Origin of the sequence: Pseudomonas sp. WS 5021, from assembly GCF_012985535.1 — a bacterium.
GTDB lineage: Bacteria > Pseudomonadota > Gammaproteobacteria > Pseudomonadales > Pseudomonadaceae > Aquipseudomonas.
Map to the genome: position 1 here is coordinate 1 of NZ_JAAQWP010000004.1, position 19639 is coordinate 19639.

A 19639-nucleotide genomic window follows, 5' to 3' on the forward strand; every position below is an offset into this window, starting at 1 on the left:
AATACTAATTGCCCGTGAGGCTTGACCATATAACACCCAAGCAATTTGTTTCTCGAAAGAGCATCAGATTGCGGTGTGTGAAGACGAAATGAACCGAAAGTTCGAATCTCACAAAACACCGAAAGCTGTCACATACCCAATTTGCTGAAGCGAGGCACTTGCCACGACTCAGTACCCGAATTTCTTGACGACCATAGAGCATTGGAACCACCTGATCCCATCCCGAACTCAGCAGTGAAACGATGCATCGCCGATGGTAGTGTGGGGTTTCCCCATGTGAGAGTAGGTCATCGTCAAGATTAAATTCCGAAACCCCAATTGCGAAAGCAGTTGGGGTTTTGTTTTGGGCGGTCGAAAACCCATAAGCCCGCAAGCAACTGGTCGCGCCCGCCAACTGCAACAAATGCGATTGCTACTCTATGCTTAGTTGGCTTGACTCATTCTTAAGGACGGGAGGTAGGTATGACCACTGAACCCAAACCGCGCGATGACGCGGAGCAGGAGCGCGCCAGGCAGCGTCGCGAGGAAGAGAAGCCACAGACCTGGAAGCATCCGGATGACGGGACGGAGCTATCCGAACGCGATCAGGAACGCCCCTGAAGCCATAACTGTAGGAACCGACTTGCCCGCGATGGGCATAACGCTGACAGGCCCCCGCCGTCAAGCCGGCTCACAGGACATCGGCGTACACAACTCCACCAGCGTCCCATCCGGGCAGCGCACATAAGACACCACTTGGCCCCAGGGCTTGCTGCTCGGTGCTGATAGCTCGGTCGCACCCGCGGCCACAGCCTTGGCGTGGGCGGCCGGGACGTCATCGGTCACAAATCCCAGTTCCACCCCCAGCGGTTGCTTAGAAGAATGAGCAGCGACGTGCCCACCCTTGAAATTCAACTCCCCCAGTTCATGCGCGGCGAAGGACAAGGTGGTGCCTGCGGTTTCCAGCTCGCCATAGGTCCCAGACTCATGCAGGAAGCGTCGACTGAAGCCGAAGGCCGTTTCAAAAAACTGCAGCGACGCGGCGACATCCGGGACGTAGACGATGGTGTAGGCGAATTTCATGGCTAAGCGCTCCGTGCTTGAAAAAGATGCCTATTAGAGGAAGTGCCAGCAGGCTCGTCAACCTGCCGATACCAGCAGAGCCGTGGGAAACCCCGACGCCAAGACCAGGTACGCCACGATGGCGGCCAGGCACAACCCGATAAATACCCGCAGCAGCGTCCTGGCGGTTGGATGGGCGATGAACCTGATACTCCAGATGCACAGCCCGGCCATCAGGATGGCCAGGGCAAGAATGACCAGCACGGGGATGTTCTCGGTTGCCATGGAAGCTGATTTATAGTCCCAAATACGTGGGTTGGATAGTCGGCGCATAGACGCAGGCCCCGCTGTGTTCCTAAACTGCCGACTGTCTTGGGCAGTGGGGCGCTTGCCATGAATCGCAATGAATTACGCAAGGCCGACATCAACCTGATGGTGGTCTTTGAAACACTGATGCTCGAGCGCAACGTGACGCGTGTGGCAGAGAAGCTGTTCCTTGGCCAGCCCACGGTCAGTTCGGCCCTCAACCGCCTGCGCACGCTGTTCAACGACCCGCTGTTTATCCGTGTCGGCCACCGCATGGAGCCGACGGCGCGGGCCGAGGAGCTCATCCTGCATCTGTCGCCGGCCCTGGACTCGCTGTCGGCGGCGTTGAGCCTTACCCATGATTTCGACCCGTCTGTCAGTACCATGACCTTTCGTATCGGCCTGTCCGATGACGTCGAGTTCGGTCTGTTGCCACCGCTGTTGCGGGCCCTGCGCACCGAAGCACCGCAGGTGGTGTTTGTGGTGCAGCACGTCGATTACTGGCGGATTCCCGATTTGCTGGCCTCTGGCGATATCACCGTCGGCATCACCCAGACCCGTGGCCTGCCGGCCAATGCCAAGCGCAAACTGTTGCGCCACATCCGTCCCAGCGTGCTGCGCGCCGATGCCTCGGACCAGGCGCTGACCCTCGACGAATACTGCGCACGGCCCCATGTGCTGGTGTCTCACACCGCTAACGTCGCGGGGTTTGCCGATGAGTGGCTGGCGGAGATCGGTCGCAAGCGGCACGTGGTGTTATCCGTGCCGCAATACAGTTCCTTACCGGCATTACTGGCCGGCACCGATATGATCGCCAGCCTGCCAGACTACACGGCCCAAGCCATGGCGGCGGCGGGCAACCTGTTTTGTGAGCCGTTTCCGTTCGATACACCGACCCTGGACCTGTCCATGGTCTGGCTCAGCCACGTTGACAGCGACCCCGCCGAACGCTGGATGCGCTCGCGGCTGGAAGCGTTCATGGGGGCGTGAGCGCGGCAAGTTAGGCGTTTGCTTCTCTTGCCACGTCCACTTTGCAACTGGCCGCAACCGCCGCCACCTGCTCGCGAAACCACGCGTTGGCGCTTTCCTGCTCGCTGGCATCGTTCCACTGCATCTCCAGGGTAAACCCCGGCAGGCCGTTGGGGGCTTCGCAATGGCCGAACTGTGGTTCCACGGCCAGCAGTTGTTGCACGCGCCGGGGCAGGGTGACGATAAAGTCGGTGCCGGCAATCATCTTCAGCGCCGCGCTGTAGCTGTTGGCCCGGGCGATGACCTGGCGCTTGTGAGCCTGGCGGCTCAGCCAGCCGTCGATCATGTTGGTGTCCGAGGTCCAGGGCGTGGGGAACACATGGCGCCGGGCCACAAAGGACTGCAGGCTGAACGCCGGCTCCCGGGGGGCCGCACGCTTGTCGAAGACGCAGACCAAGTCGTCTTCCAGCAGCATCTGGGTCCTGAGGTCCTTGTGCTCACGGTGAAAGTGCGGACCGAAGCAGATCACCAGGTCCAGGCGCCCGTCACGCAGCGCCTCGACAGGGATCTCGGTTTCCAGCTTCTGCACATTGACGATCACCGGCAGGTCGGCATGATCGAAGTGTTTCAACAATCTGGGCAGGATCAGTTGCTCGAAGTATTCGGGCGCGCAGAGGTTGAAGGTGACAGCTTTTTGCGTGGGATCGAATGTCTGCGCGCCCGCGTGGCACAGGTTGATGCTTTCGAGGATTTTCTGCACATGCCCGTACATGGTGCTGGCCTTGTAGGTTGGGCGCATGCCGGCACGGGTGTTGATAAACAGGTCGTCCTCAAAGCTGGTGCGCAGCTTTTTCAGGCTGTAACTGACCGTGGACTGGCTGACAAACAGGGTTTCGGACACATCGGTGACGCTGCTTTGCTCATACACAGCGATAAACACCATCAGATCCTGCATATCGAGCTTTCTAAGCAAGTTACTGTTTAGCATTCGTTCCGTCCGTGAGCCTGTTGCGCGACCGCAGCGCAAACAAGACAAAATGTTAACGGAACGCTCGTCCCAATAGAAAGGTCTGTCGGACCTTTCTATGTTCATTGTGGGACAGATACTGTTTGGAACACGACGCCCTAACGAATATGCCGTGCATAGTGGCGCGGGTCGAAGCGCAGGACTATCAGTAACATCACCCCCACCACGGCGGTGAGTGACCACCAGGCCCATTCGAAGCTGCCCAGTTGGTCGCGGATCATCCCGGCAATCAGCGGCGACACCCCAGCGATCAGGTAGCCGATGCCTTGCACAAACGCCGTCAGGCCACCGGCGCGGCGCGGGTTGTCCAGGTGGTCGAGGGACAGGATCAGGCTCATCGGGAACAGCCCGCCAATGCCCAGGCCCAGCAGGCATGGCCACAGCAGTGTGAGGTGTTGCGGGGAAAGGATCAGGCCGCAGAAGCCGGCGATGATCAGCACCAGCAGCACGGCCACCACGCCGCGCTTGTCCTGGCGTCGGTTGGCGATAGCCGGGGTGATCAGTCCGGAGACCACTTCCATGGCCGTCAGGAAGCCCAGCAGCAGGCCGGCGTTCTGTTCGCTCCAGCCCTGCTCGACGTAGTACGGCGCCAGCCAAGCCAGTACACAGGTGTAGGACGCGGTACCGAGGCCGAAGAAAATCGCCAGCAACCACGCGCGGCGATTGCCGAAAAACGATTCCTGCGGGCCGCTGCCGGCTTGGGGCAGTGGTGGCAACGCGGCGCGCTGGGCATACCAGAACAGCAGCGCCAACACGGCAAGCACCGCCCAGATCGCCAGACCCATCCGCCAACTGCCAGTCTGTACCTGGATGAATGGCGAGAACGACGCAGCCAATGCCGCGCCGCCCATGATCGCGGTGACGTACAAGCCCATGAACAGCGAAACGTTGTCACTAAAGCGCGACTTGATCAGCGCCGGCATCAACGCCTGGATCAGCGCAATGCCCACGCCGGCGGCGATGGCGCTGAGGATCAACTCGGCGGCAGAGTCGAGAAACAGCCGCGACAAGGTGGCAAGGCCAATCACCACCAGCGACAGGACAATGCTGCGATGCTCGCCAAAGCGTTTGCCCAGGCCCATGCCGAAGAACATCGCCAAGCCTATCGCCATCACCGGCAACATGGTCAGTAGCGAAGCAGTGCTGAAACTCAGCGGCACATCGCCGCGGATCGACGATAACAAAGGACCGACCGCCGCCATGGACGGACGCAGATTGAGGGCCACCAGCACGACGCTGATCATCAGCCAGAGGGCGGTAGTGGGTTTTGCGTGGACGTTTTCCATGGGCGGGCCTTGAGCGGACAAGGTCGCCATTAGGCGACCGCGCGGGCCCGGCGGCAAATCAGAAAGTCGCAGGAGCTATTGAAAAACTGCATCTGTAGGAGCCGGTTTGCCGGCGATAGTGGTCTGTCAGATAAGCCGCCATCGCCGCCATCGCCGGCAAGCCGGCTCCTACAGGGTTGTGGGCTTAGTAGCCCACGGTGAAACGCTGGCGCGAATGCTTGGGTGTTTCCACTTCGTCGATCAAGGCAATGGCGAAGTCGGCAAAGCTGATCCAACTGCGCTCCTCGCTGCTCACCAACAGGTCATCCTGGCCCAGGCGGAATGTACCGGTGCGCGCGGTCTCGACAAACTCTGCCGAGGGCGAAAGGAACGTCCAGTCCAGCTCCTTTTCCTGGCGCAAGGTGTCGAGGAACGCTGCGCCAGCACTGGCCTCGGCCTTGTATTCGGCAGGGAAGCCTTCGCTGTCGATGACCCGCCCGCCACCCGGCAGCAGCAGCGAACCCGCACCGCCCACCACCAGCAGGCGCTTCACGCCGGCCTGTTTGACCGGCCCGATCACCGCAGGCGCAGGCAGGGTGGCGAAGTGCGCGGCGCTGATCACCACGTCGCTGCCGCTGATGGCCTGTTGCAGGGCTTGGGCGTCCAGTGCGTCCACCTGTTTGACGGTCAGGCCGGGACGCGCGGCGATCGCGCCGGTGTTACGGGCAATGGCCGTGACGGTGTGGCCGCGACGCAAGGCTTCTTCCAGCAGTTGGCTACCGGCACGGCCGGTGGCACCAATGATTGCAATCTTGCTCATGACGTTCTCCAGTGTGGGTAAGGGTTGGATCAAATCACCACTTCATTTCGCCCTTGGCGACTTTGGCGCTCAGCTCCAGGGAGCTTTCATCGGCCAGGTTCGGGTAGCGTTTTTTCATGGCTGCGATCAGGGTCGAGGAATCCTTGGCCTTGGCGGTTTCTACATCGAAAGCCTTGATGTAGTCGGCCGTAAAGGCGACAGCTTTGACCGAAGGCGTGCCCAAGTAGTGGCCGGGAACCACGGTGACCGGCTTGAGTTTTTCGATACGTTGCAGGGTGCCCAACCAATCGGCATGGGACTGTGCGCCCTGGGTGTCGGCCATCCACAGGTGGATGTTCTGCGAGACCACCACGCCACCGACCACGGCCTTGATCGACGGGATCCACACAAAGCTGCGGTCCGGCTGCGGGCCGTCCAGGCCGATGACTTCCAGCGATTGCCCTTCGAGCGTCAGGCTATGGCCGTCGAGGACTTGGGGAATGAGGGTCTTGGCGGGTTTATCGGCGCCCATTTTCGGGCCCCAATATTCAATCTTTCCGGCAACGGTGGCCTTGATATGCTCGACCACCGGTTGTGGCGCGACGATCTTGGCCTGTGGGAAAGCGCTGGCCAGGGTGTCGAGGCCGAAGTAGTAATCCGGGTCGCCATGGCTGATGTAAATGGTGGTCAGCTGTTTGCCGCTGGCGCGGATCTTCTGCACCAGTTGTTCGGCCTGGCTTTTGCCGAACTGCGCGTCCACCAGGATCGCGTCTTTTTCGCCGCTGACCAGCACCGAACTGACGGGGAAGATCGCCGATTCACCTGGGTTATACACCTCGAGGGTCAGGTCGGCGGCGACGGCGTGGGCGGCAAAGCCGAGAACGGTAGTGGCCAGTACAAAGCGCTTGAGGGTAGTGAGCATGTTCAAGTCCAGGTCAGGGATGCCTTGGCAGGCGATGGACAGAGCTTAGTTGCACTGAACGCAGCAAAAAATGCGATGCTTGGACATAGTTTGTTTCTAAAACCGGGCAAATCATGGATCGTCTTCAAGCAATGCGGGTGTTTGTCACCGTGGTCGACCTGGGCAGCCAATCGGCCGCCGCCGATCATCTGGACCTGTCGCGCCCAGTGGTGTCGCGCTATCTGGCGGAGCTGGAAGACTGGGTGGGCGCGCGCCTGATGCACCGCACTACGCGCAAGCTCAGCCTGACCGCCGCCGGCAGTGAGACCCTGCCGCGTTGCCGGCAGATGCTGGAACTGTCCTACGACATGCAGGCCGCCGTCAGCGAACCGGACGACGCCCCTCGCGGCCTGGTGCGCCTGAGCGTCAGCACCTCGTTTGGCCAGGCGCAGTTGGCCGAGGCCATGGCCGAGTACGTCAAGCGTTATCCGCTGGTCAGCATTGACCTGCAAATGCTCGACCGCACGGTGAACCTGGTGGATGAGCGCATCGACCTGGCGATCCGCACCAGCAACGACCTGGATCCCAATCTGATTGCGCGTCAGTTGACCGTGTGCCGCTCGGTGATCTGCGCGTCGCCGGCCTACCTGCAGGAACACCCGCAGCCCCAGCGGGTAGAAGAGTTGGCGGAGCACAACTGCCTGACCCATTCCTACTTCGGCAAGAGCCTGTGGCACTTCGAGGAGAACGCTGAGCCCGTGTCGGTGCCGGTGCATGGCAATATCAGCGCCAATGAAGCCAGCACCTTGCTGCGGCTGACCCTGGCCGGGGCAGGGGTGGCGATGTTGCCGACCTATCAGGCCGGCGACTACATCCGCAGCGGCCAGTTGGTCCGCCTGCTGCCCCATGCCGAACCGCGGCAGATGAACATGTATGCGGTGTATGCCTCGCGCAAGCACATGCCCCAGGCATTGCGCAGCCTTCTGGATTTCCTGGTCTTGAGGTTCCCGCCAGAGCCGCAATGGGACGTGGGGCTGTAAGCCCTATAAGGCGTCTGAATACCCGTCAATACTGGCAACTGGCCCTGGCTGGCCTATGCTCAATACAGCACCTTCTTGATCTGTCCGGAGGTTGATGCCATGACGATCAAAACCAGAAAGTACCTGACGATTTTTGCCCTCTGCGCCTTTGCCACGGCCCTCTATGGCACCGCAGCCTACCGCGCCGAACAGGCCCGCCTGCAACCCGGCATGGCTTCTGCCTGCAACCATGGGCAATGCACCTACTCGGCGACCCTGAGCGCACTGCGCTGACACGCAACCTGTTGCAGCAGCCGGCTTGCGGGCTCCTGCAACAGTGCGTGGGTGGTCGGTCAGTCCGCGTTCAGTTGTTCGCGAAATGCCTTGGGTGAAAATCCTACGCGCCTGCGAAACAATCGAGAAAAGTTCGTCGGGTCAGAGAACCCCAGCACGTCAGACATTTCATTAATGGTCATGCTCGTGTAGGTCAACAGACGCTTGGCCTCCAGCAGTTGGCGGTCGTGCATGATCTGCAACGCCGGCTGCCCGCCCAGCTCGCGGCAGGTGCCGTTGAGGTGCGACACCGAGATCCCCAGCTTGTGCGCCAGGTCTTCGATCTTCGGGTGTTCGCGGTAGTGCTGCTCAACCAACTGGGTGAAGTGCCGGAAGTACTCGCGGCCCCGAGGTGCCCGTGGATGGCGGCGTTGGATGGCCTGGCGGCTGATCCACACCAGCAGCACGCTGACCAGCGCGTGCATCATCATGTCCCGGGCCGGGAAGTCATCGGTGTATTCATTCTGCAAGCGGGTGAACAGGCTATTGAGGTAGTCACTGTCCTGGCCCGCCGGGTAGCTGCCCAGGGCGCTCAAGCCGTCTACCGCCGAGCCCAACTGGCCCTGCAGGTGCGCCACCAGCGGCGCGGCCAGTGTCACCACAAACCCTTCTACATCCTCGGCAAACCGAAACCCGTGCACACACAGCGGCGGCAGCACTTGCAGGGTCGATTCGGTCAGCGTCGTGCGCTGGCCCTCGATCTCCAATTGCGCCTGGCCCTTGTACACATAGAGCAATTGGCACAGGTCCGCATGCCGGTGGGGCTGGATCTCCCACTGGTACTCGCGGCTGCGCCGGGAGATGGTCTCGCAATGCAGCAAATCCGGAGTCGGCCACTGCTGGCTTTCTCCGTAGAGTTTGAACACTGGAATCGCGGGACTGGCATTTTTGGTCATGTTTTTATCCGATACTCAGGACAGTGGTTCGGTAATCGCCCCGATTGGCGAAAAGCGCAGGCTTTGGCTCAGTTTTCACCTTCTTGTGGGGCTCACTCAAGGGAAAAATGCCAGTACCAAAACCAATGACAACGCTTTCACCGATAACGTTCGGGGGAAGCCGGCGGGCCATAAAAATAATGAAAACCCTAAAAACTCAAGTCGCCATCATCGGCGCCGGTCCTTCGGGGCTGCTGCTCGGCCAATTGCTGCATAACGCGGGGATTGAAACCCTGATTGTTGAGCGCCAGGCCCCGGACTACGTTCTCGGGCGAATTCGCGCCGGAGTGCTGGAGCAAGGCATGGTCGACCTGTTGCGCCAGGCGGGTGTCAGCCAGCGGATGGACGCCGAGGGCCTGGTGCATGAAGGCTTCGAGCTGGCCCTCAATGGGCGCTTGCACCACATCGACCTGAAGACCCTGACCGGCGGCAAGACTGTGATGATCTACGGCCAGACCGAAGTCACCCGCGACCTGATGGCCGCCCGCGAGCACGCCGGCGCGATCACCCTGTATGAAGCGCGCAATGTTCAGCCCCACGACCTTAAGGGCGAGCGGCCCTGGCTGACCTTCGAGCATCAAGGCCAGCAGGTGCGCCTGGACTGCGACTACATCGCCGGTTGCGACGGCTTCCATGGCGTGTCGCGCCAGTCGATCCCCGCCGATGTGCTCAAGACCTTCGAGCGGGTCTACCCGTTCGGCTGGTTGGGCATCCTTGCCGACACCCCGCCGGTCCACGGGGAACTGGTGTACGCCAAGCATTCGCGTGGCTTTGCCCTGTGCAGCATGCGTTCGCCCAGCCGCAGTCGCTATTACCTGCAGGTGCCGGCCGAGGAGTCGCTTGATGCATGGCCCGACCAGCGCTTCTGGGCGGAGCTCAAGGAGCGCTTGCCGGCGGATCTGGCAGCCAGCCTGGTGACCGGGCCTTCGATTGAAAAGAGCATCGCGCCGCTGCGCAGTTTCGTGGTGGAGCCGATGCAGTACGGGCGCCTGTTCCTGCTGGGGGACGCCGCCCATATCGTGCCGCCCACCGGCGCCAAGGGCCTGAACCTGGCGGCCAGTGACGTGAGCACCCTGTTCACCCTCTTGTGCAAGGTGTACCGGGAAGGGCGCGTGGAGCTGCTGGAGAAATACTCCCAGATCTGTTTGCGGCGGATCTGGAAGGCCGAGCGGTTTTCCTGGTGGATGACCTCGATGCTGCACCAGTTTCCCGAGGCGGATGGCTTCAGCCAACGGATTGCCCAGAGCGAGCTGGAGTACTTTGTCGAGTCGCAGGCTGGACGCGCAACCATTGCAGAAAATTACGTCGGGCTTCCTTACGAGGCTATCGAATAGCCGGCTATCGAGTAACATGGCGGGCATTGCCGCTTGCCTGCAGGTTCTGTCGTGACCCAATCCACACCCTCTGTACGCAGTGTCCTTGCCGCCCTGATGTTGGCGATTTTCCTCGGTGCGCTGGACCAGACCATCGTCGCCGTGTCGATGCCGGCCATTTCCGCCCAGTTCAACGACGTCAACCTGCTGGCCTGGGTCATCTCCGGCTACATGGTGGCGATGACCGTGGCGGTGCCGATCTACGGCAAGCTTGGCGACCTGTATGGGCGGCGGCCGATGATGTTGATCGGCATGGGCCTGTTCACCGTGGCCTCGCTGTTTTGTGGCATGGCGCAAAGCATGGAGCAGTTGGTGCTGGCGCGGATCCTCCAGGGCATCGGCGCGGGCGGGATGATTTCGGTGAGCCAGGCGATCATCGGCGACATCATTCCGCCCCGCGAGCGTGGGCGTTACCAGGGTTACTTCAGCAGCATGTACGCCGTTGCCAGCGTGGCCGGGCCGGTGTTGGGCGGCTATATGACCGAGTACCTGTCGTGGCGCTGGGTATTTTTGATCAACCTGCCATTGGGCGCGGGCGCCTGGTGGGTGGCCCATCGCACGCTGGTGGGGCTGCCGGTGCCACAGCGCAAGCCGATCATCGATTACCTTGGCACGGTGCTGATGATCATCGGCCTGACCGCGCTGTTGCTGGGCATCACTGAAATCGGCCAGGGCCATCATTGGCGCGATGATCAAGTACTGGGCCTGCTGGCCTGTGCGCTGGTGGCGTTGACGGTGTTTGTCTGGCATGAGCGCCGGGCGCGGGAGCCGTTGTTGCCCATGCACCTGTTCGCCAACCGCAGCGCGGTGTTGTGCTGGTGTACGATTTTCTTCACCAGCTTCCAGGCCATCTCGCTGATCGTGCTGATGCCCCTGCGCTACCAGAGCGTCACGGGGGCCGGTGCCGACAGCGCTGCCTTGCATCTGCTGCCGCTGGCGATAGGCTTGCCCATGGGTGCGTTCTTTGCCGGGCGCATGACCTCAGTCACCGGCCGCTATAAACCGATGATCCTTACCGGTGCGCTGCTCACGCCGATTGCTATCCTCGGCATGGCCTTCAGCGCACCCCAGTCACTGATCCTCAGCAGCTTGTTCATGGTGCTCAGCGGCATTGCCTCGGGCATGCAGTTCCCGACTTCCCTGGTGGGTACGCAAAACTCAGTGGCGCAACACGACATCGGTGTCGCTACCAGCACCACCAACCTGTTTCGCTCCCTGGGTGGCGCGGTCGGCGTGGCGTGTATGTCGGCCTTGCTTTTGGCGTTGTTGCAGGACTCGAGTTTTGCCCACCTGGCCAGTGGCTCGATGATGGCCGAAGGCAGCTCCGGCAACGTGCTGCTCGATGGCCTCAACGCGGCTCCCGGCCCGGCGCAGGACGCCTTGCGTGGGGAGCTGTTGAGGACCTTCCGGCATTTGTTGATGATCAGCGCGGCGGTGTCGCTGCTGGGGCTGGCAGCGGCGATTGCGATGCCCAACCAGCTGTTGCGCGGGCGCGAAGACAAGGCGCGCTAGCGTAGGCGCCGGCCTGCTCCTACAAGGCGTGCAGTTGCGCGCTTACGGGCTGTAGTAACCCACCGCTACCAGAAAATGCCCGCTCTTGCGCAGATAGGCATGCTTGTTTTCCACCTTGCCGGTCACCGGGTTTTTCCAGCGGTATTCATATTCTCCCTGACCCTGCTCCTTCATCAGTGCCAGGATCGGTTCACCCACGGGCTTGCCGTCCGGGTCCTTGATCTTGGCGAAGTCGGTGTTGATCAGGCGCAGGTTGGTGCCGTGGGCCACATAGCGCCCGGTATCCAGGTCGACCACAAACACATACAAGTCGTCCTGCAAAAAGCCGCCTTGCAGCGCATTGATTGCCTTCAACGTGCCGGCTTCGTTTTTCTCCAGTTCCCTGACTGCCTTGTCCCGCAGGGCCTTGGCCTGCTCGGGCGTAGCCCGGGGCAGGTAATAGCCGACGGCCAGGATGCGCTGGCCGATACGCTGGTAGAACACATGCTTGCGTTCCACCTTGCCGTCGTTCCAGTTCTGCCAGCGGTATTCGGCCTGTTGGATGCCATTGCCTTCCGGGATCTTCAGCGCGTCCTTGAACGACTGGCGCAGGTCCGGCCCGAGCACTTCGGACACGTCGCGACCGATCAGCGCCGAAGATGGGCCACCACTGGCCAGCAGTACGCCCTTGGTATCGACCACGAACACATAGCGGTCCTTGTCGACAAACTCGCCCTGGCGGCTGAAGGCAGCGAAGGCCTTGTCACCGTTGTCGTGGTAATAAGCCAGGGCCTTCTCCAGCAGCGCCTTGGCGGCCTGGGCGTCCTGTTCATGGGCGGTTGCGGCCTGGGCCTGGCTGAAACCCAGCAACAGCAGCAGCCAGGTGGCGCGGAGCATTCCCTTCATTACCCGTCCCTCGTTCTTGTGAATGTCCCAAGAGCGTAGACGGTTGCCCGGGGATTAGAACGGCTGGGTCGGCAGGTATTTTCCGTCCAGGGTAATGACCGCGCGGGAGCCGCCGTCCGGGTCTTCGACCTTTTTGATGTCCAGCTTGAAGTTGATGGCGCTGATGATGCCATCGCCAAACTGCTCGTGGACCAGGGCTTTGAGGGTTGAACCATAGACCTGCAGCATTTCATAGAAACGGTACACGGTCGGATCCGTCGGAATGCCACCGGGGATGCTGCCGCGCAGAGGCACGCTTTGCAGCAGACGGCTGGCGTTCGCGTCCAGGCCCAGTTTGGCGCACACCACATCGGCTGCGTCCTTGGGCAGCGGGTGTTGCCCGAGCAGGGCTGCGGTGACGAACGCCAGGCTCAGGCCGGTGCCGTCGCTGAGGTCCTGCCAGGACAGGTTTTTGCGGGCCTTGATATCAATCACGGTGTCGGCCAGGGCCAGGCGTGGGGTTTGGGACAATTGGGATTGCAGCATGATGACTTCCTCTTCGGTTAAATAAGGTTCAGGCGGCGTGTGCGCGGGTCTGTGGATTGTCCAGCAGGGATACAAAGCGAGCGGTGCGGCCATCCAGGGCGTTGATGCAGCCGCTTTCGATATCGTAGACCCAGCCATGCAGACTCAGCCGGCCCTGTTCCAGCGCCAGGGCGACGCTGGGATGAGTCTTGAGGTTGGCCAATTGTGCGACCACGTTTTCCCGTACCAGGGCGCTCAGTCGCTCTGCATCCGAGGCATGGGTACGTGCGGCGTTGATCACCTTGGCCGACTCGGCATGGCGCAGCCAGTTGGCCACGGCGGGCAAGTGATCCAGGCATTTGCAGGTGGAAATGGCCGTCATGGCGCCGCAGTCGGAGTGGCCGCAAATCACGATATCGCTGACCCCCAGCACGGCCACCGCATATTCGACCGTGGCCGAGACCCCGCCCGGCTCCGGGCCGTAGGACGGCACGATATTGCCGGCATTGCGGATCACAAACAGATCGCCTGGTTCCTGCTGGGTCAACAGCTCCGGGACTACACGGCTGTCGGAGCAGGAAATAAACAGCGTGCTGGGGTGTTGCGTGGTTGCCAGTTGCTTGAACAGGTCACTGCGCTGGCTGAAGGCTTCGCTCTGGAACTTGCGCAAGCCGTCGATGAGATGCTGCATGGTGTTTCTCCTTGCGTCGCTAATGGGGCAAGGATGGAAGTTTTTGGTTATAGCGTCCAAGGCCGGATTATTATAGTTTCTATAAGTAATGCCTATAGTTGGAGTGTTTTGCATGCTGCTACGCCATATCCGCTACCTGCTGGCCGTCGCCGAACACCGTAACTTCACGCGGGCTGCCGAAGCGTTGCATGTGTCGCAGCCGACATTGTCGCAACAGATCAAGCAACTCGAAGAGAACCTGGGGGCACCGCTGCTGGATCGTTCCGGGCGCAGTGTCAACCTGACCGACGCGGGCCAGGCCTATGTGCGGTTTGCCCGCCTGGCGCTGCAGGATCTGCAGGCGGGCACCCGGGCCATGCATGACGTGCAGGACCTGAGCCGTGGCAATTTACGCTTGGCCATGACTCCGACGTTCACCGCGTACCTGATCGGGCCGCTACTGGCCCAGTTTTATCAGCAGTATCCGGGGATCACCGTCAGCGTCGAGGAAATGCCCCAGGACCGTCTTGAGCGCGCGCTGACCGAGGATTTACTGGATATCGGCATTGGCTTCAGCGGCGAGCACATGCCAGACATCGAATGCCAAGGGGTGTTTGTCGAGGAGTTGAGCGTAGTGGCCAGCGCCAGTCATCCAACCTTGAAGCGCAAACAGTGGCTCAAGCTGGCTGACTTCAAGCAGCAACCCCTGGTGCTGTTGAACAGCGGATTTGCGACGCGACGTTACATTGATGACTATTGCCGGACGCTGGAGATAACGCCGCAGATTGCCATGCAGGCCAATTCGATCAGTGCGGTGATTGAAATTATTCGCCATACCCAACTGGCGACGATCCTGCCCCGCGAGGTGGCCATGGCCCAGCAGGGCTTGCACGCGGTGCAACTGCGCCCGCCGTTGCCGCAGCGCACGGTGGCCCTGCTCAGTCGCAAGGGCGCTTATCGCAGTGCTGCATGCCGGGCGTTTGTCGATGTGGTGAGTGGGTGGCGAATGTTTAGTCATCCTGAAAGTGAACTCCATCAAGACTGAATTTAATGGCTTAACCCGGCGTGTGACGCTGGCGCTTATCTCTTCACTGTGATCCCTGCATGGACGGTTCCCCCGACACTCACCCCGAGGCCTCGCCTGGCGCATCAACGCCCAGCCGCCCGGTGTGTCGGCTGGGCGTTGATGCATTGCCTTCTGAACTGGCCTTTTGGGCGCTGTGGCACTGCCGCCACGCCCGCCCGCCGGATACCGCTCCCTTACGCTGATTGCCCCCTCACGGGTGCGCCGTCGTGCGCGCCTGCCTGACGCATACGTAAGAGAGTTGCCATGAGTACCGTCTTTGCCAGCCTGCACGAAGCCCAATCGTTTCTTGACCAAAATCCCGATATCGAGATGTTCGAACTGTTCATCCTCGACAGCAACGGCGTGCCTCGCGGCAAGTTGCTGCACCGTGATGAACTGCTGGCGGTCTACGCCAGTGGCCGCCCGCTGCCCAGTACCATCCTGGGCCTGACCCTCAATGGCGACGACGTGGAAAACTCCGGCCTGGTGTGGGAGGTAGGGGATATCGACTGCCGCGCCTACCCGATCAGCGGCAGTTTGCAGCGCATGCCGTGGCGGTTGATTCCCACTGCGGCGGTGCAGGTCAGCATGCACCCGGTGGAGGGCCTGCCGGCGACGGTGGCTGATCCCCGGCACTTGCTGGCCAAGGTCATCGACGGGCTCAAGGCCGATGGTTATTACCCGGTGATGGCGGCGGAACTGGAGTTCTACCTGCTGGACCAGAAGCCCGACAGCAATGGCCGCCCGCAACCGGCGCGGGATATGGACGGCGGTCGCCCGCGCTCGACCCAGGTCTATGGCCTGCGCGAGCTGGAGCAGATCGAGCCGTTTCTGGCCGACTTGTACAGCGCTTGCAAGCTGCAAGGCATTCCCGCGCGCACGGCGATCTCCGAATACGCGCCGGGCCAGGTGGAGATCACCCTCGAACACCGCAGCGATGCGTTGCAGGCGATGGACGAGGCGGTGCGTTACAAACGCCTGGTCAAGGGCGTGGCCCACAAGCACGGGATGACGGCCTGTTTCATGGCCAAGCCGTTCGACGACCTGGCCGGCACCGGCATGCACATGCACGTCAGCCTGGCGGACGCCGACGGTAACAACCTGTTTGCCAGCGAGGCGCCCGATGGTACGCCGCTGCTGCGCCAGGCGGTGGGCGGGATGCTCAGTACTTTGCTCGACTCCTTGCTGTTGTTCTGCCCCAACGCCAACTCGTACCGACGCTTCCAGAGCAACAGCTATGCGCCGCTGGCGGCCACCTGGGGGGTCGACAACCGCACCGTGAGCCTGCGTGTGCCCGGCGGCCCGGCGTTTTCGCGGCATATCGAACACCGCATCTGCGGCGCCGATGCCAACCCGTACCTGGCGGCGGCGGCAATCCTCGCGGGGATCCACCGTGGCATTCGTGAGCAGCGCGATCCCGGCGCGCCAGTCACGGGCAATGGTTATGCCCAGGCCAAGGAGCTGCTGCCCACCGACTGGCTGACCACCTTGCGTGCATTGGAAGGTTCGACCTGGGCACGTGAAGCATTCGGCCAGGAGTTTCTCGGCGTGTACCTGGCGGTCAAGCGGGCTGAGTACCGGCAGTTCATGGGCGAGGTGGGCGAGCAGGACTGGCGCTGGTACCTGCACCAGGCGTGATGATGAAGCGCGATGCTTTCGACCTTTTTTTCACGAGCGGGTGGATAAGCTGAGGGTCCAGTGTCCGTAGAGACCGGTTCATCTACATGAGTCCCGTGATGTCGTCGCAACCCCCATCGTCCATCGAGGCTGAATTCGCCGCGCGCTGTGATCGTGACCACGCTCGGGTCTGCGGCGACCCGCGCCCCCCGACTTTACGGCGGCGCCTATGGTTATGGCGCGATGAGCGCCTGGTGCGCCAGGCCCTGAAAGTCGCGGGGGAGCCCGGGCTGCTGCTGGACCTGGCCTGTGGGGCGGGGCGCTTCTGGCCGGTGCTGGCCGAACACAGCAACCGTGTGATCCTCGCCTCGGACCCATCCCAGGCCATGCTCGATCATGCCCAGAGCCATCACGGCGCGGCATTTTTGCGCCGGATCAAGACGTTCCAGGGCTCGGCCTTTTCCATCGGCCTGTCGGCCAACGCGGTGGACTGCATTTTCTGCCTGGAACTGTTTCGCCACGTCCCCACGGCCGACGCGCGCCTGGCGCTGTTGCGCGAGTTTCACCGGGTCAGCCGCGACACGGTGATTGTCTCGGTGGACAGCGACAGCCGCCATCGTGAGCTCCACCCGCCAGGCACGGGGCAAGCCTTGCTGTCCCATCGTGTCGAGGTGGAAGCGGAGTTCCGCCAGGCGGGGTTCACGGTGCTCAATCAGCAAGAGTTCATGCCCGGCTCGACCTTGTGGCGGGTTTATGTGCTGCGCAAACGAGGATAACCCTCAGCTGTCGGGCTATTCTTCGTCTCCTGTCAGAGTTTTCATGATGGCTGGCACACTGCGGGTGCTCGAAAGTCCCTCTGGCGATATATACTGCGCGCCATTCTTCAAGGGAGAGCCGTGTGGCCATCGATATTCACTGGATCTGCGACAACGATAGCCTCGGCCAGCATTGCGCCGAATGGCAGCAGTTGCCATTCGTCGCCCTCGACACCGAATTCATGCGGGTCGATACCTTCTATCCCATCGCCGGGCTGATCCAGATCGGCGATGGTGTACGCGCTTATCTGATCGATCCCCTGACCATCGATAATTGGCAACCCCTGGCCGCGCTGCTGGAAAACCCAGCGGTGATCAAGGTGGTACACGCCTGCAGTGAAGACCTGGAAGTGTTGCTGCGCCTGACCGGCAGCCTGCCGGCGCCGCTGTTCGACACCCAACTGGCAGCTGCCTACCTGAACCTCGGCTTCTCCATGGGCTACTCGCGCCTGGTGCAAGCTGTGCTCGACATCGAACTGCCCAAGGGCGAGACCCGTTCGGACTGGCTGCAGCGGCCATTGTCCGAGACCCAGGTCAGCTACGCCGCCGAAGACGCGGTGCACCTGGCGCAAGTCTACACACGGCTGCGCCCGCGCCTGTCCGACGAAAAATACGCCTGGATCCTGGAAGATGGCGCGGAACTGGTGGCCAACCTGCGTCGGGAAATCGACCCCTATGAGGTCTACCGCGACGCCAAGCTGGCCTGGAAACTGTCCCGTGCCCAACTCGCTGTGCTGCGCGAGCTGTGCGCCTGGCGCGAACAGCAAGCCCGCGCCCGCGACCTGCCACGCAACCGTATCCTGCGTGAACACTCGCTATGGCCCCTGGCCAAGTCGCAGCCGGATAACCTCGCGGCCCTGGGCAAAATCGAAGACATGCACCCGCGCACCGTGCGCCAGGACGGCGAGTTTCTGCTGGGCCTGATCAAACGTGCCGCCAGTGTGCCGATGGACCAATGGCCGCCGGCCGTGCCTGAGCCATTGCCGGTGGATGCCGCGGTGCTGATCAAGCAACTGCGCGCCCTGGGCCAAACCTTCGCCGAACGCCTGGACATGGCCCCGGAGCTGATGCTGCGCAAGAAAACCCTCGAGGCGCTGGTCAAGAGTGGCTACCCCGATGGGCCTTACCAATTGCCTGACTCGCTGCGTGGCTGGCGCCGCGAGTTGATGGGCCAGGCGCTGCTGGACAGCCTGGCCACTGCCGGAGAACAGCCTTGAAACATATTTGTTCCATCTACCGCAGCCCGAAACGCGCCGGCATGTACCTCTACGTGCTCAAGAGCGATGCCCTGGAGCGCGTGCCCGAAGGCCTGCTGACCGTGTTCGGCAAGCCGGTACACGCCTTCAACCTGGTGCTGACGGCGGAACGCAAGCTGCAGCAGGAAGATATCGTGGCAGTCCTGGCCAACCTGCAAAAGCAGGGCTACCACCTGCAGATGCCACCGCCGGACGATGAGTACATCGAACACCTGCCCGAAGAACTGCTGCGCCGTAACGACCCGATGTGATCGACCCGTGTCCCGCTCGGGACACGTTTGAATCGAATGACCTGGCGAGCCCCGAGCCCAGCAGTCAGTCTGCTGCCGGTGGTCGCCTGCACTGTTTTTGAAAGGTTTGAACCATGCGCGTTCTGATAGCAGAACAGGACCACCCGCTGTACGCCCGACTGCTGCGCGAAGCGGCGCCGGATATTGAAGTCCTGACCAGCGGCGACTCGGCTGAACTGTCACGCCTGGCCGCCGATTGCCCGGTGTGGCTGGGCCAGCCGGACCTGCTGGCAACCCTGCTGCGCCAGGGCCATCACCCGCAATGGCTGCAATCGACCTGGGCCGGTATCACGCCGCTGCTGGCTGATGGCTTGCCACGGGATTATCGACTGACCCGTGCCGTCGGCATTTTTGGCCAGGTGATGGCCGAGTACGTGCTCACCTACATGCTCGGCCACGAGCGCGAGGTGCTGGCGCGCCTGGTCAGCCAGGTCGAGCGCAAGTGGGACAACCGCATGGGCCAGAGCCTGGCGGGGCGCAAGGTACTGATCGTCGGCACCGGCGATATCGGCCAGAGCGTCGCGCAGTTCCTGCTGCCCTTTGGCGTGGAGTTATACGGCGTTGCCAGCCAAGCCCGGGAGCAGGCCCCGTTTCTCGAGGTGGCCGGGCCGGATCAACTGGGCCGGCTGGTGGGCGAGGTGGACTATGTGGTCAACCTGCTGCCCAACACGCCGAACACCCACGATCTGTACGATGCGGCGCTGTTCAAGCAGTTCAAGCCGACCGGCCTGTTCATCAACGTCGGCCGGGGCGTGGCGGTGGTGGATGCCGATCTGGTCGAGGCCCTGAAAGAAGGGCACCTGGCCGGTGCGGTCATCGACGTGTGTCGCCAGGAGCCTTTGCCCCAGCGCCATCCGTTCTGGACTGCCTGGGGCTTGTTGCTGACGGGCCACAGCTCGGCGCCGACCTGCCCGCGACGCATGGTGGCGCTGTTTGTCGAGAACCTTGGGGCATACCAGGCCAAGGATTCGCTGCGTGGCGAGGTGAGTTTCGAGCGCGGATATTGAACTCCCCCACAGGCTGCGTAGCCCGCATCTGATTTTATCGCTGACGGTA

22 protein-coding genes and 1 rRNA gene are annotated in these 19639 nt (G+C 62.0%); 13 read left to right on the forward strand and 10 right to left on the reverse strand.

The genetic code is table 11. The annotated features are described in order from the left end of the window. Positions 1-183: 183 nt before the first annotated feature. Together rrf and HBO19_RS13555 are read left to right on the forward strand one after the other, a co-directional pair. A 5S ribosomal RNA gene (gene rrf / locus HBO19_RS13550) occupies positions 184-299 on the forward strand. A gap of 163 nt (positions 300-462) precedes the next feature. Further along, a complete protein-coding gene (locus HBO19_RS13555; protein WP_170057674.1) occupies positions 463-600 on the forward strand; it encodes a hypothetical protein in 138 nt (45 codons plus the stop codon). A 60-nt stretch (positions 601-660) separates the two neighbouring features. Here the strand turns inward: HBO19_RS13555 and HBO19_RS13560 are convergent, their stop codons facing one another. Both HBO19_RS13560 and HBO19_RS13565 read right to left on the reverse strand, forming a co-directional pair. Then, positions 661-1062, reverse strand: coding sequence for a VOC family protein (locus HBO19_RS13560; RefSeq protein WP_170057675.1), 402 nt, complete (start codon positions 1060-1062; stop codon positions 661-663). A 57-nt stretch (positions 1063-1119) separates the two neighbouring features. Further along, positions 1120-1326 carry a hypothetical protein gene (locus tag HBO19_RS13565; protein WP_178121219.1) on the reverse strand — a complete coding sequence of 69 codons (207 nt, stop codon included), beginning with the start codon at positions 1324-1326 and terminating at the stop codon, positions 1120-1122. 108 nt (positions 1327-1434) lie between these two features. Here HBO19_RS13565 and HBO19_RS13570 point away from each other — a divergent pair, with 108 nt between their 5' ends. After that, on the forward strand, positions 1435-2337 hold the full coding sequence (locus tag HBO19_RS13570; RefSeq protein WP_169955544.1) for a LysR substrate-binding domain-containing protein: 903 nt from the start codon (positions 1435-1437) through the stop codon (positions 2335-2337). A 10-nt stretch (positions 2338-2347) separates the two neighbouring features. Here HBO19_RS13570 and HBO19_RS13575 read toward each other — a convergent pair whose 3' ends face one another. The 4 genes from HBO19_RS13575 to HBO19_RS13590 form a co-directional block, all read right to left on the reverse strand. Beyond that, positions 2348-3304, reverse strand: a complete 957-nt coding sequence (locus tag HBO19_RS13575) for a LysR family transcriptional regulator (protein WP_169955545.1) — start codon at positions 3302-3304, stop codon at positions 2348-2350. Positions 3305-3441: 137 nt separating this feature from the next. After that, positions 3442-4629, reverse strand: a complete 1188-nt coding sequence (locus HBO19_RS13580; protein WP_170057676.1) for a cyanate transporter — start codon at positions 4627-4629, stop codon at positions 3442-3444. Positions 4630-4813: 184 nt separating this feature from the next. Continuing rightward, positions 4814-5428, reverse strand: a complete 615-nt coding sequence (locus HBO19_RS13585; RefSeq protein WP_170057677.1) for an NAD(P)-dependent oxidoreductase — start codon at positions 5426-5428, stop codon at positions 4814-4816. A 34-nt stretch (positions 5429-5462) separates the two neighbouring features. Further along, on the reverse strand, positions 5463-6329 hold the full coding sequence (locus HBO19_RS13590; protein ID WP_170057678.1) for an MBL fold metallo-hydrolase: 867 nt from the start codon (positions 6327-6329) through the stop codon (positions 5463-5465). Positions 6330-6442: 113 nt separating this feature from the next. Between HBO19_RS13590 and HBO19_RS13595 the strand changes: the two genes are divergently transcribed. After that, positions 6443-7348 carry a LysR family transcriptional regulator gene (locus HBO19_RS13595; RefSeq protein WP_170057679.1) on the forward strand — a complete coding sequence of 302 codons (906 nt, stop codon included), beginning with the start codon at positions 6443-6445 and terminating at the stop codon, positions 7346-7348. 99 nt (positions 7349-7447) lie between these two features. Further along, positions 7448-7621, forward strand: coding sequence for a hypothetical protein (locus HBO19_RS13600; protein WP_169955550.1), 174 nt, complete (start codon positions 7448-7450; stop codon positions 7619-7621). A 59-nt stretch (positions 7622-7680) separates the two neighbouring features. On the opposite strand, the gene HBO19_RS13605 is transcribed toward HBO19_RS13600, so the two are convergent. Then, complete coding sequence (locus HBO19_RS13605) at positions 7681-8556, reverse strand: helix-turn-helix domain-containing protein (protein WP_170043243.1); 876 nt, start codon at positions 8554-8556, stop codon at positions 7681-7683. Positions 8557-8735: 179 nt separating this feature from the next. Between HBO19_RS13605 and pobA the strand changes: the two genes are divergently transcribed. Together pobA and HBO19_RS13615 are read left to right on the forward strand one after the other, a co-directional pair. Further along, on the forward strand, positions 8736-9929 hold the full coding sequence (gene pobA / locus HBO19_RS13610) for a 4-hydroxybenzoate 3-monooxygenase (protein ID WP_170043244.1): 1194 nt from the start codon (positions 8736-8738) through the stop codon (positions 9927-9929). 51 nt (positions 9930-9980) lie between these two features. Continuing rightward, a complete protein-coding gene (locus HBO19_RS13615) occupies positions 9981-11480 on the forward strand; it encodes an MDR family MFS transporter (protein WP_346266492.1) in 1500 nt (499 codons plus the stop codon). Between the two features lie 42 nt (positions 11481-11522). Here the strand turns inward: HBO19_RS13615 and HBO19_RS13620 are convergent, their stop codons facing one another. The 3 genes from HBO19_RS13620 to HBO19_RS13630 are packed head-to-tail and all read right to left on the reverse strand — an operon-like array spanning position 11523 to position 13560. Beyond that, positions 11523-12365, reverse strand: coding sequence for a cache domain-containing protein (locus HBO19_RS13620; RefSeq protein WP_169955554.1), 843 nt, complete (start codon positions 12363-12365; stop codon positions 11523-11525). A 54-nt stretch (positions 12366-12419) separates the two neighbouring features. Further along, positions 12420-12890, reverse strand: coding sequence for a cyanase (gene cynS, locus HBO19_RS13625; protein ID WP_170057680.1), 471 nt, complete (start codon positions 12888-12890; stop codon positions 12420-12422). 28 nt (positions 12891-12918) lie between these two features. Further along, complete coding sequence (locus tag HBO19_RS13630; RefSeq protein ID WP_057958801.1) at positions 12919-13560, reverse strand: carbonic anhydrase; 642 nt, start codon at positions 13558-13560, stop codon at positions 12919-12921. A 112-nt stretch (positions 13561-13672) separates the two neighbouring features. On the opposite strand from HBO19_RS13630, the gene cynR reads away from it, so the two are divergent. From cynR to HBO19_RS13660, 6 genes are all read left to right on the forward strand, one after another. After that, positions 13673-14584 carry a transcriptional regulator CynR gene (gene cynR, locus HBO19_RS13635; protein ID WP_169955555.1) on the forward strand — a complete coding sequence of 304 codons (912 nt, stop codon included), beginning with the start codon at positions 13673-13675 and terminating at the stop codon, positions 14582-14584. A 285-nt stretch (positions 14585-14869) separates the two neighbouring features. Then, positions 14870-16243, forward strand: a complete 1374-nt coding sequence (locus HBO19_RS13640) for a glutamine synthetase family protein (RefSeq protein ID WP_170057681.1) — start codon at positions 14870-14872, stop codon at positions 16241-16243. Between the two features lie 98 nt (positions 16244-16341). Further along, a complete protein-coding gene (locus HBO19_RS13645; RefSeq protein WP_169955557.1) occupies positions 16342-16998 on the forward strand; it encodes a class I SAM-dependent methyltransferase in 657 nt (218 codons plus the stop codon). 122 nt (positions 16999-17120) lie between these two features. Beyond that, positions 17121-18254, forward strand: coding sequence for a ribonuclease D (gene rnd / locus HBO19_RS13650; protein ID WP_169955558.1), 1134 nt, complete (start codon positions 17121-17123; stop codon positions 18252-18254). Next, on the forward strand, positions 18251-18544 hold the full coding sequence (locus HBO19_RS13655) for a YcgL domain-containing protein (protein WP_169955559.1): 294 nt from the start codon (positions 18251-18253) through the stop codon (positions 18542-18544). Before rnd ends, HBO19_RS13655 begins: the two co-directional genes overlap by 4 nt. Before the next feature lie 113 nt (positions 18545-18657). Beyond that, positions 18658-19590 carry a D-2-hydroxyacid dehydrogenase gene (locus tag HBO19_RS13660; RefSeq protein ID WP_169955560.1) on the forward strand — a complete coding sequence of 311 codons (933 nt, stop codon included), beginning with the start codon at positions 18658-18660 and terminating at the stop codon, positions 19588-19590. Positions 19591-19639: the final 49 nt, after the last annotated feature.

Bases quoted from the DNA above. Each gene is read 5' to 3' on its own strand.
- HBO19_RS13555 (WP_170057674.1), top strand. From the start codon at position 463: ATGACCACTGAACCCAAACCGCGCGATGACGCGGAGCAGGAGCGCGCC.
- HBO19_RS13560 (WP_170057675.1), bottom strand. From the start codon at position 1,062: ATGAAATTCGCCTACACCATCGTCTACGTCCCGGATGTCGCCGCGTCG.
- HBO19_RS13565 (WP_178121219.1), bottom strand. From the start codon at position 1,326: ATGGCAACCGAGAACATCCCCGTGCTGGTCATTCTTGCCCTGGCCATC.
- HBO19_RS13570 (WP_169955544.1), top strand. From the start codon at position 1,435: ATGAATCGCAATGAATTACGCAAGGCCGACATCAACCTGATGGTGGTC.
- HBO19_RS13575 (WP_169955545.1), bottom strand. From the start codon at position 3,304: ATGCTAAACAGTAACTTGCTTAGAAAGCTCGATATGCAGGATCTGATG.
- HBO19_RS13580 (WP_170057676.1), bottom strand. From the start codon at position 4,629: ATGGAAAACGTCCACGCAAAACCCACTACCGCCCTCTGGCTGATGATC.
- HBO19_RS13585 (WP_170057677.1), bottom strand. From the start codon at position 5,428: ATGAGCAAGATTGCAATCATTGGTGCCACCGGCCGTGCCGGTAGCCAA.
- HBO19_RS13590 (WP_170057678.1), bottom strand. From the start codon at position 6,329: ATGCTCACTACCCTCAAGCGCTTTGTACTGGCCACTACCGTTCTCGGC.
- HBO19_RS13595 (WP_170057679.1), top strand. From the start codon at position 6,443: ATGGATCGTCTTCAAGCAATGCGGGTGTTTGTCACCGTGGTCGACCTG.
- HBO19_RS13600 (WP_169955550.1), top strand. From the start codon at position 7,448: ATGACGATCAAAACCAGAAAGTACCTGACGATTTTTGCCCTCTGCGCC.
- HBO19_RS13605 (WP_170043243.1), bottom strand. From the start codon at position 8,556: ATGACCAAAAATGCCAGTCCCGCGATTCCAGTGTTCAAACTCTACGGA.
- pobA (WP_170043244.1), top strand. From the start codon at position 8,736: ATGAAAACCCTAAAAACTCAAGTCGCCATCATCGGCGCCGGTCCTTCG.
- HBO19_RS13620 (WP_169955554.1), bottom strand. From the start codon at position 12,365: ATGAAGGGAATGCTCCGCGCCACCTGGCTGCTGCTGTTGCTGGGTTTC.
- cynS (WP_170057680.1), bottom strand. From the start codon at position 12,890: ATGCTGCAATCCCAATTGTCCCAAACCCCACGCCTGGCCCTGGCCGAC.
- HBO19_RS13630 (WP_057958801.1), bottom strand. From the start codon at position 13,560: ATGCAGCATCTCATCGACGGCTTGCGCAAGTTCCAGAGCGAAGCCTTC.
- cynR (WP_169955555.1), top strand. From the start codon at position 13,673: ATGCTGCTACGCCATATCCGCTACCTGCTGGCCGTCGCCGAACACCGT.
- HBO19_RS13640 (WP_170057681.1), top strand. From the start codon at position 14,870: ATGAGTACCGTCTTTGCCAGCCTGCACGAAGCCCAATCGTTTCTTGAC.
- HBO19_RS13645 (WP_169955557.1), top strand. From the start codon at position 16,342: ATGTCGTCGCAACCCCCATCGTCCATCGAGGCTGAATTCGCCGCGCGC.
- HBO19_RS13660 (WP_169955560.1), top strand. From the start codon at position 18,658: ATGCGCGTTCTGATAGCAGAACAGGACCACCCGCTGTACGCCCGACTG.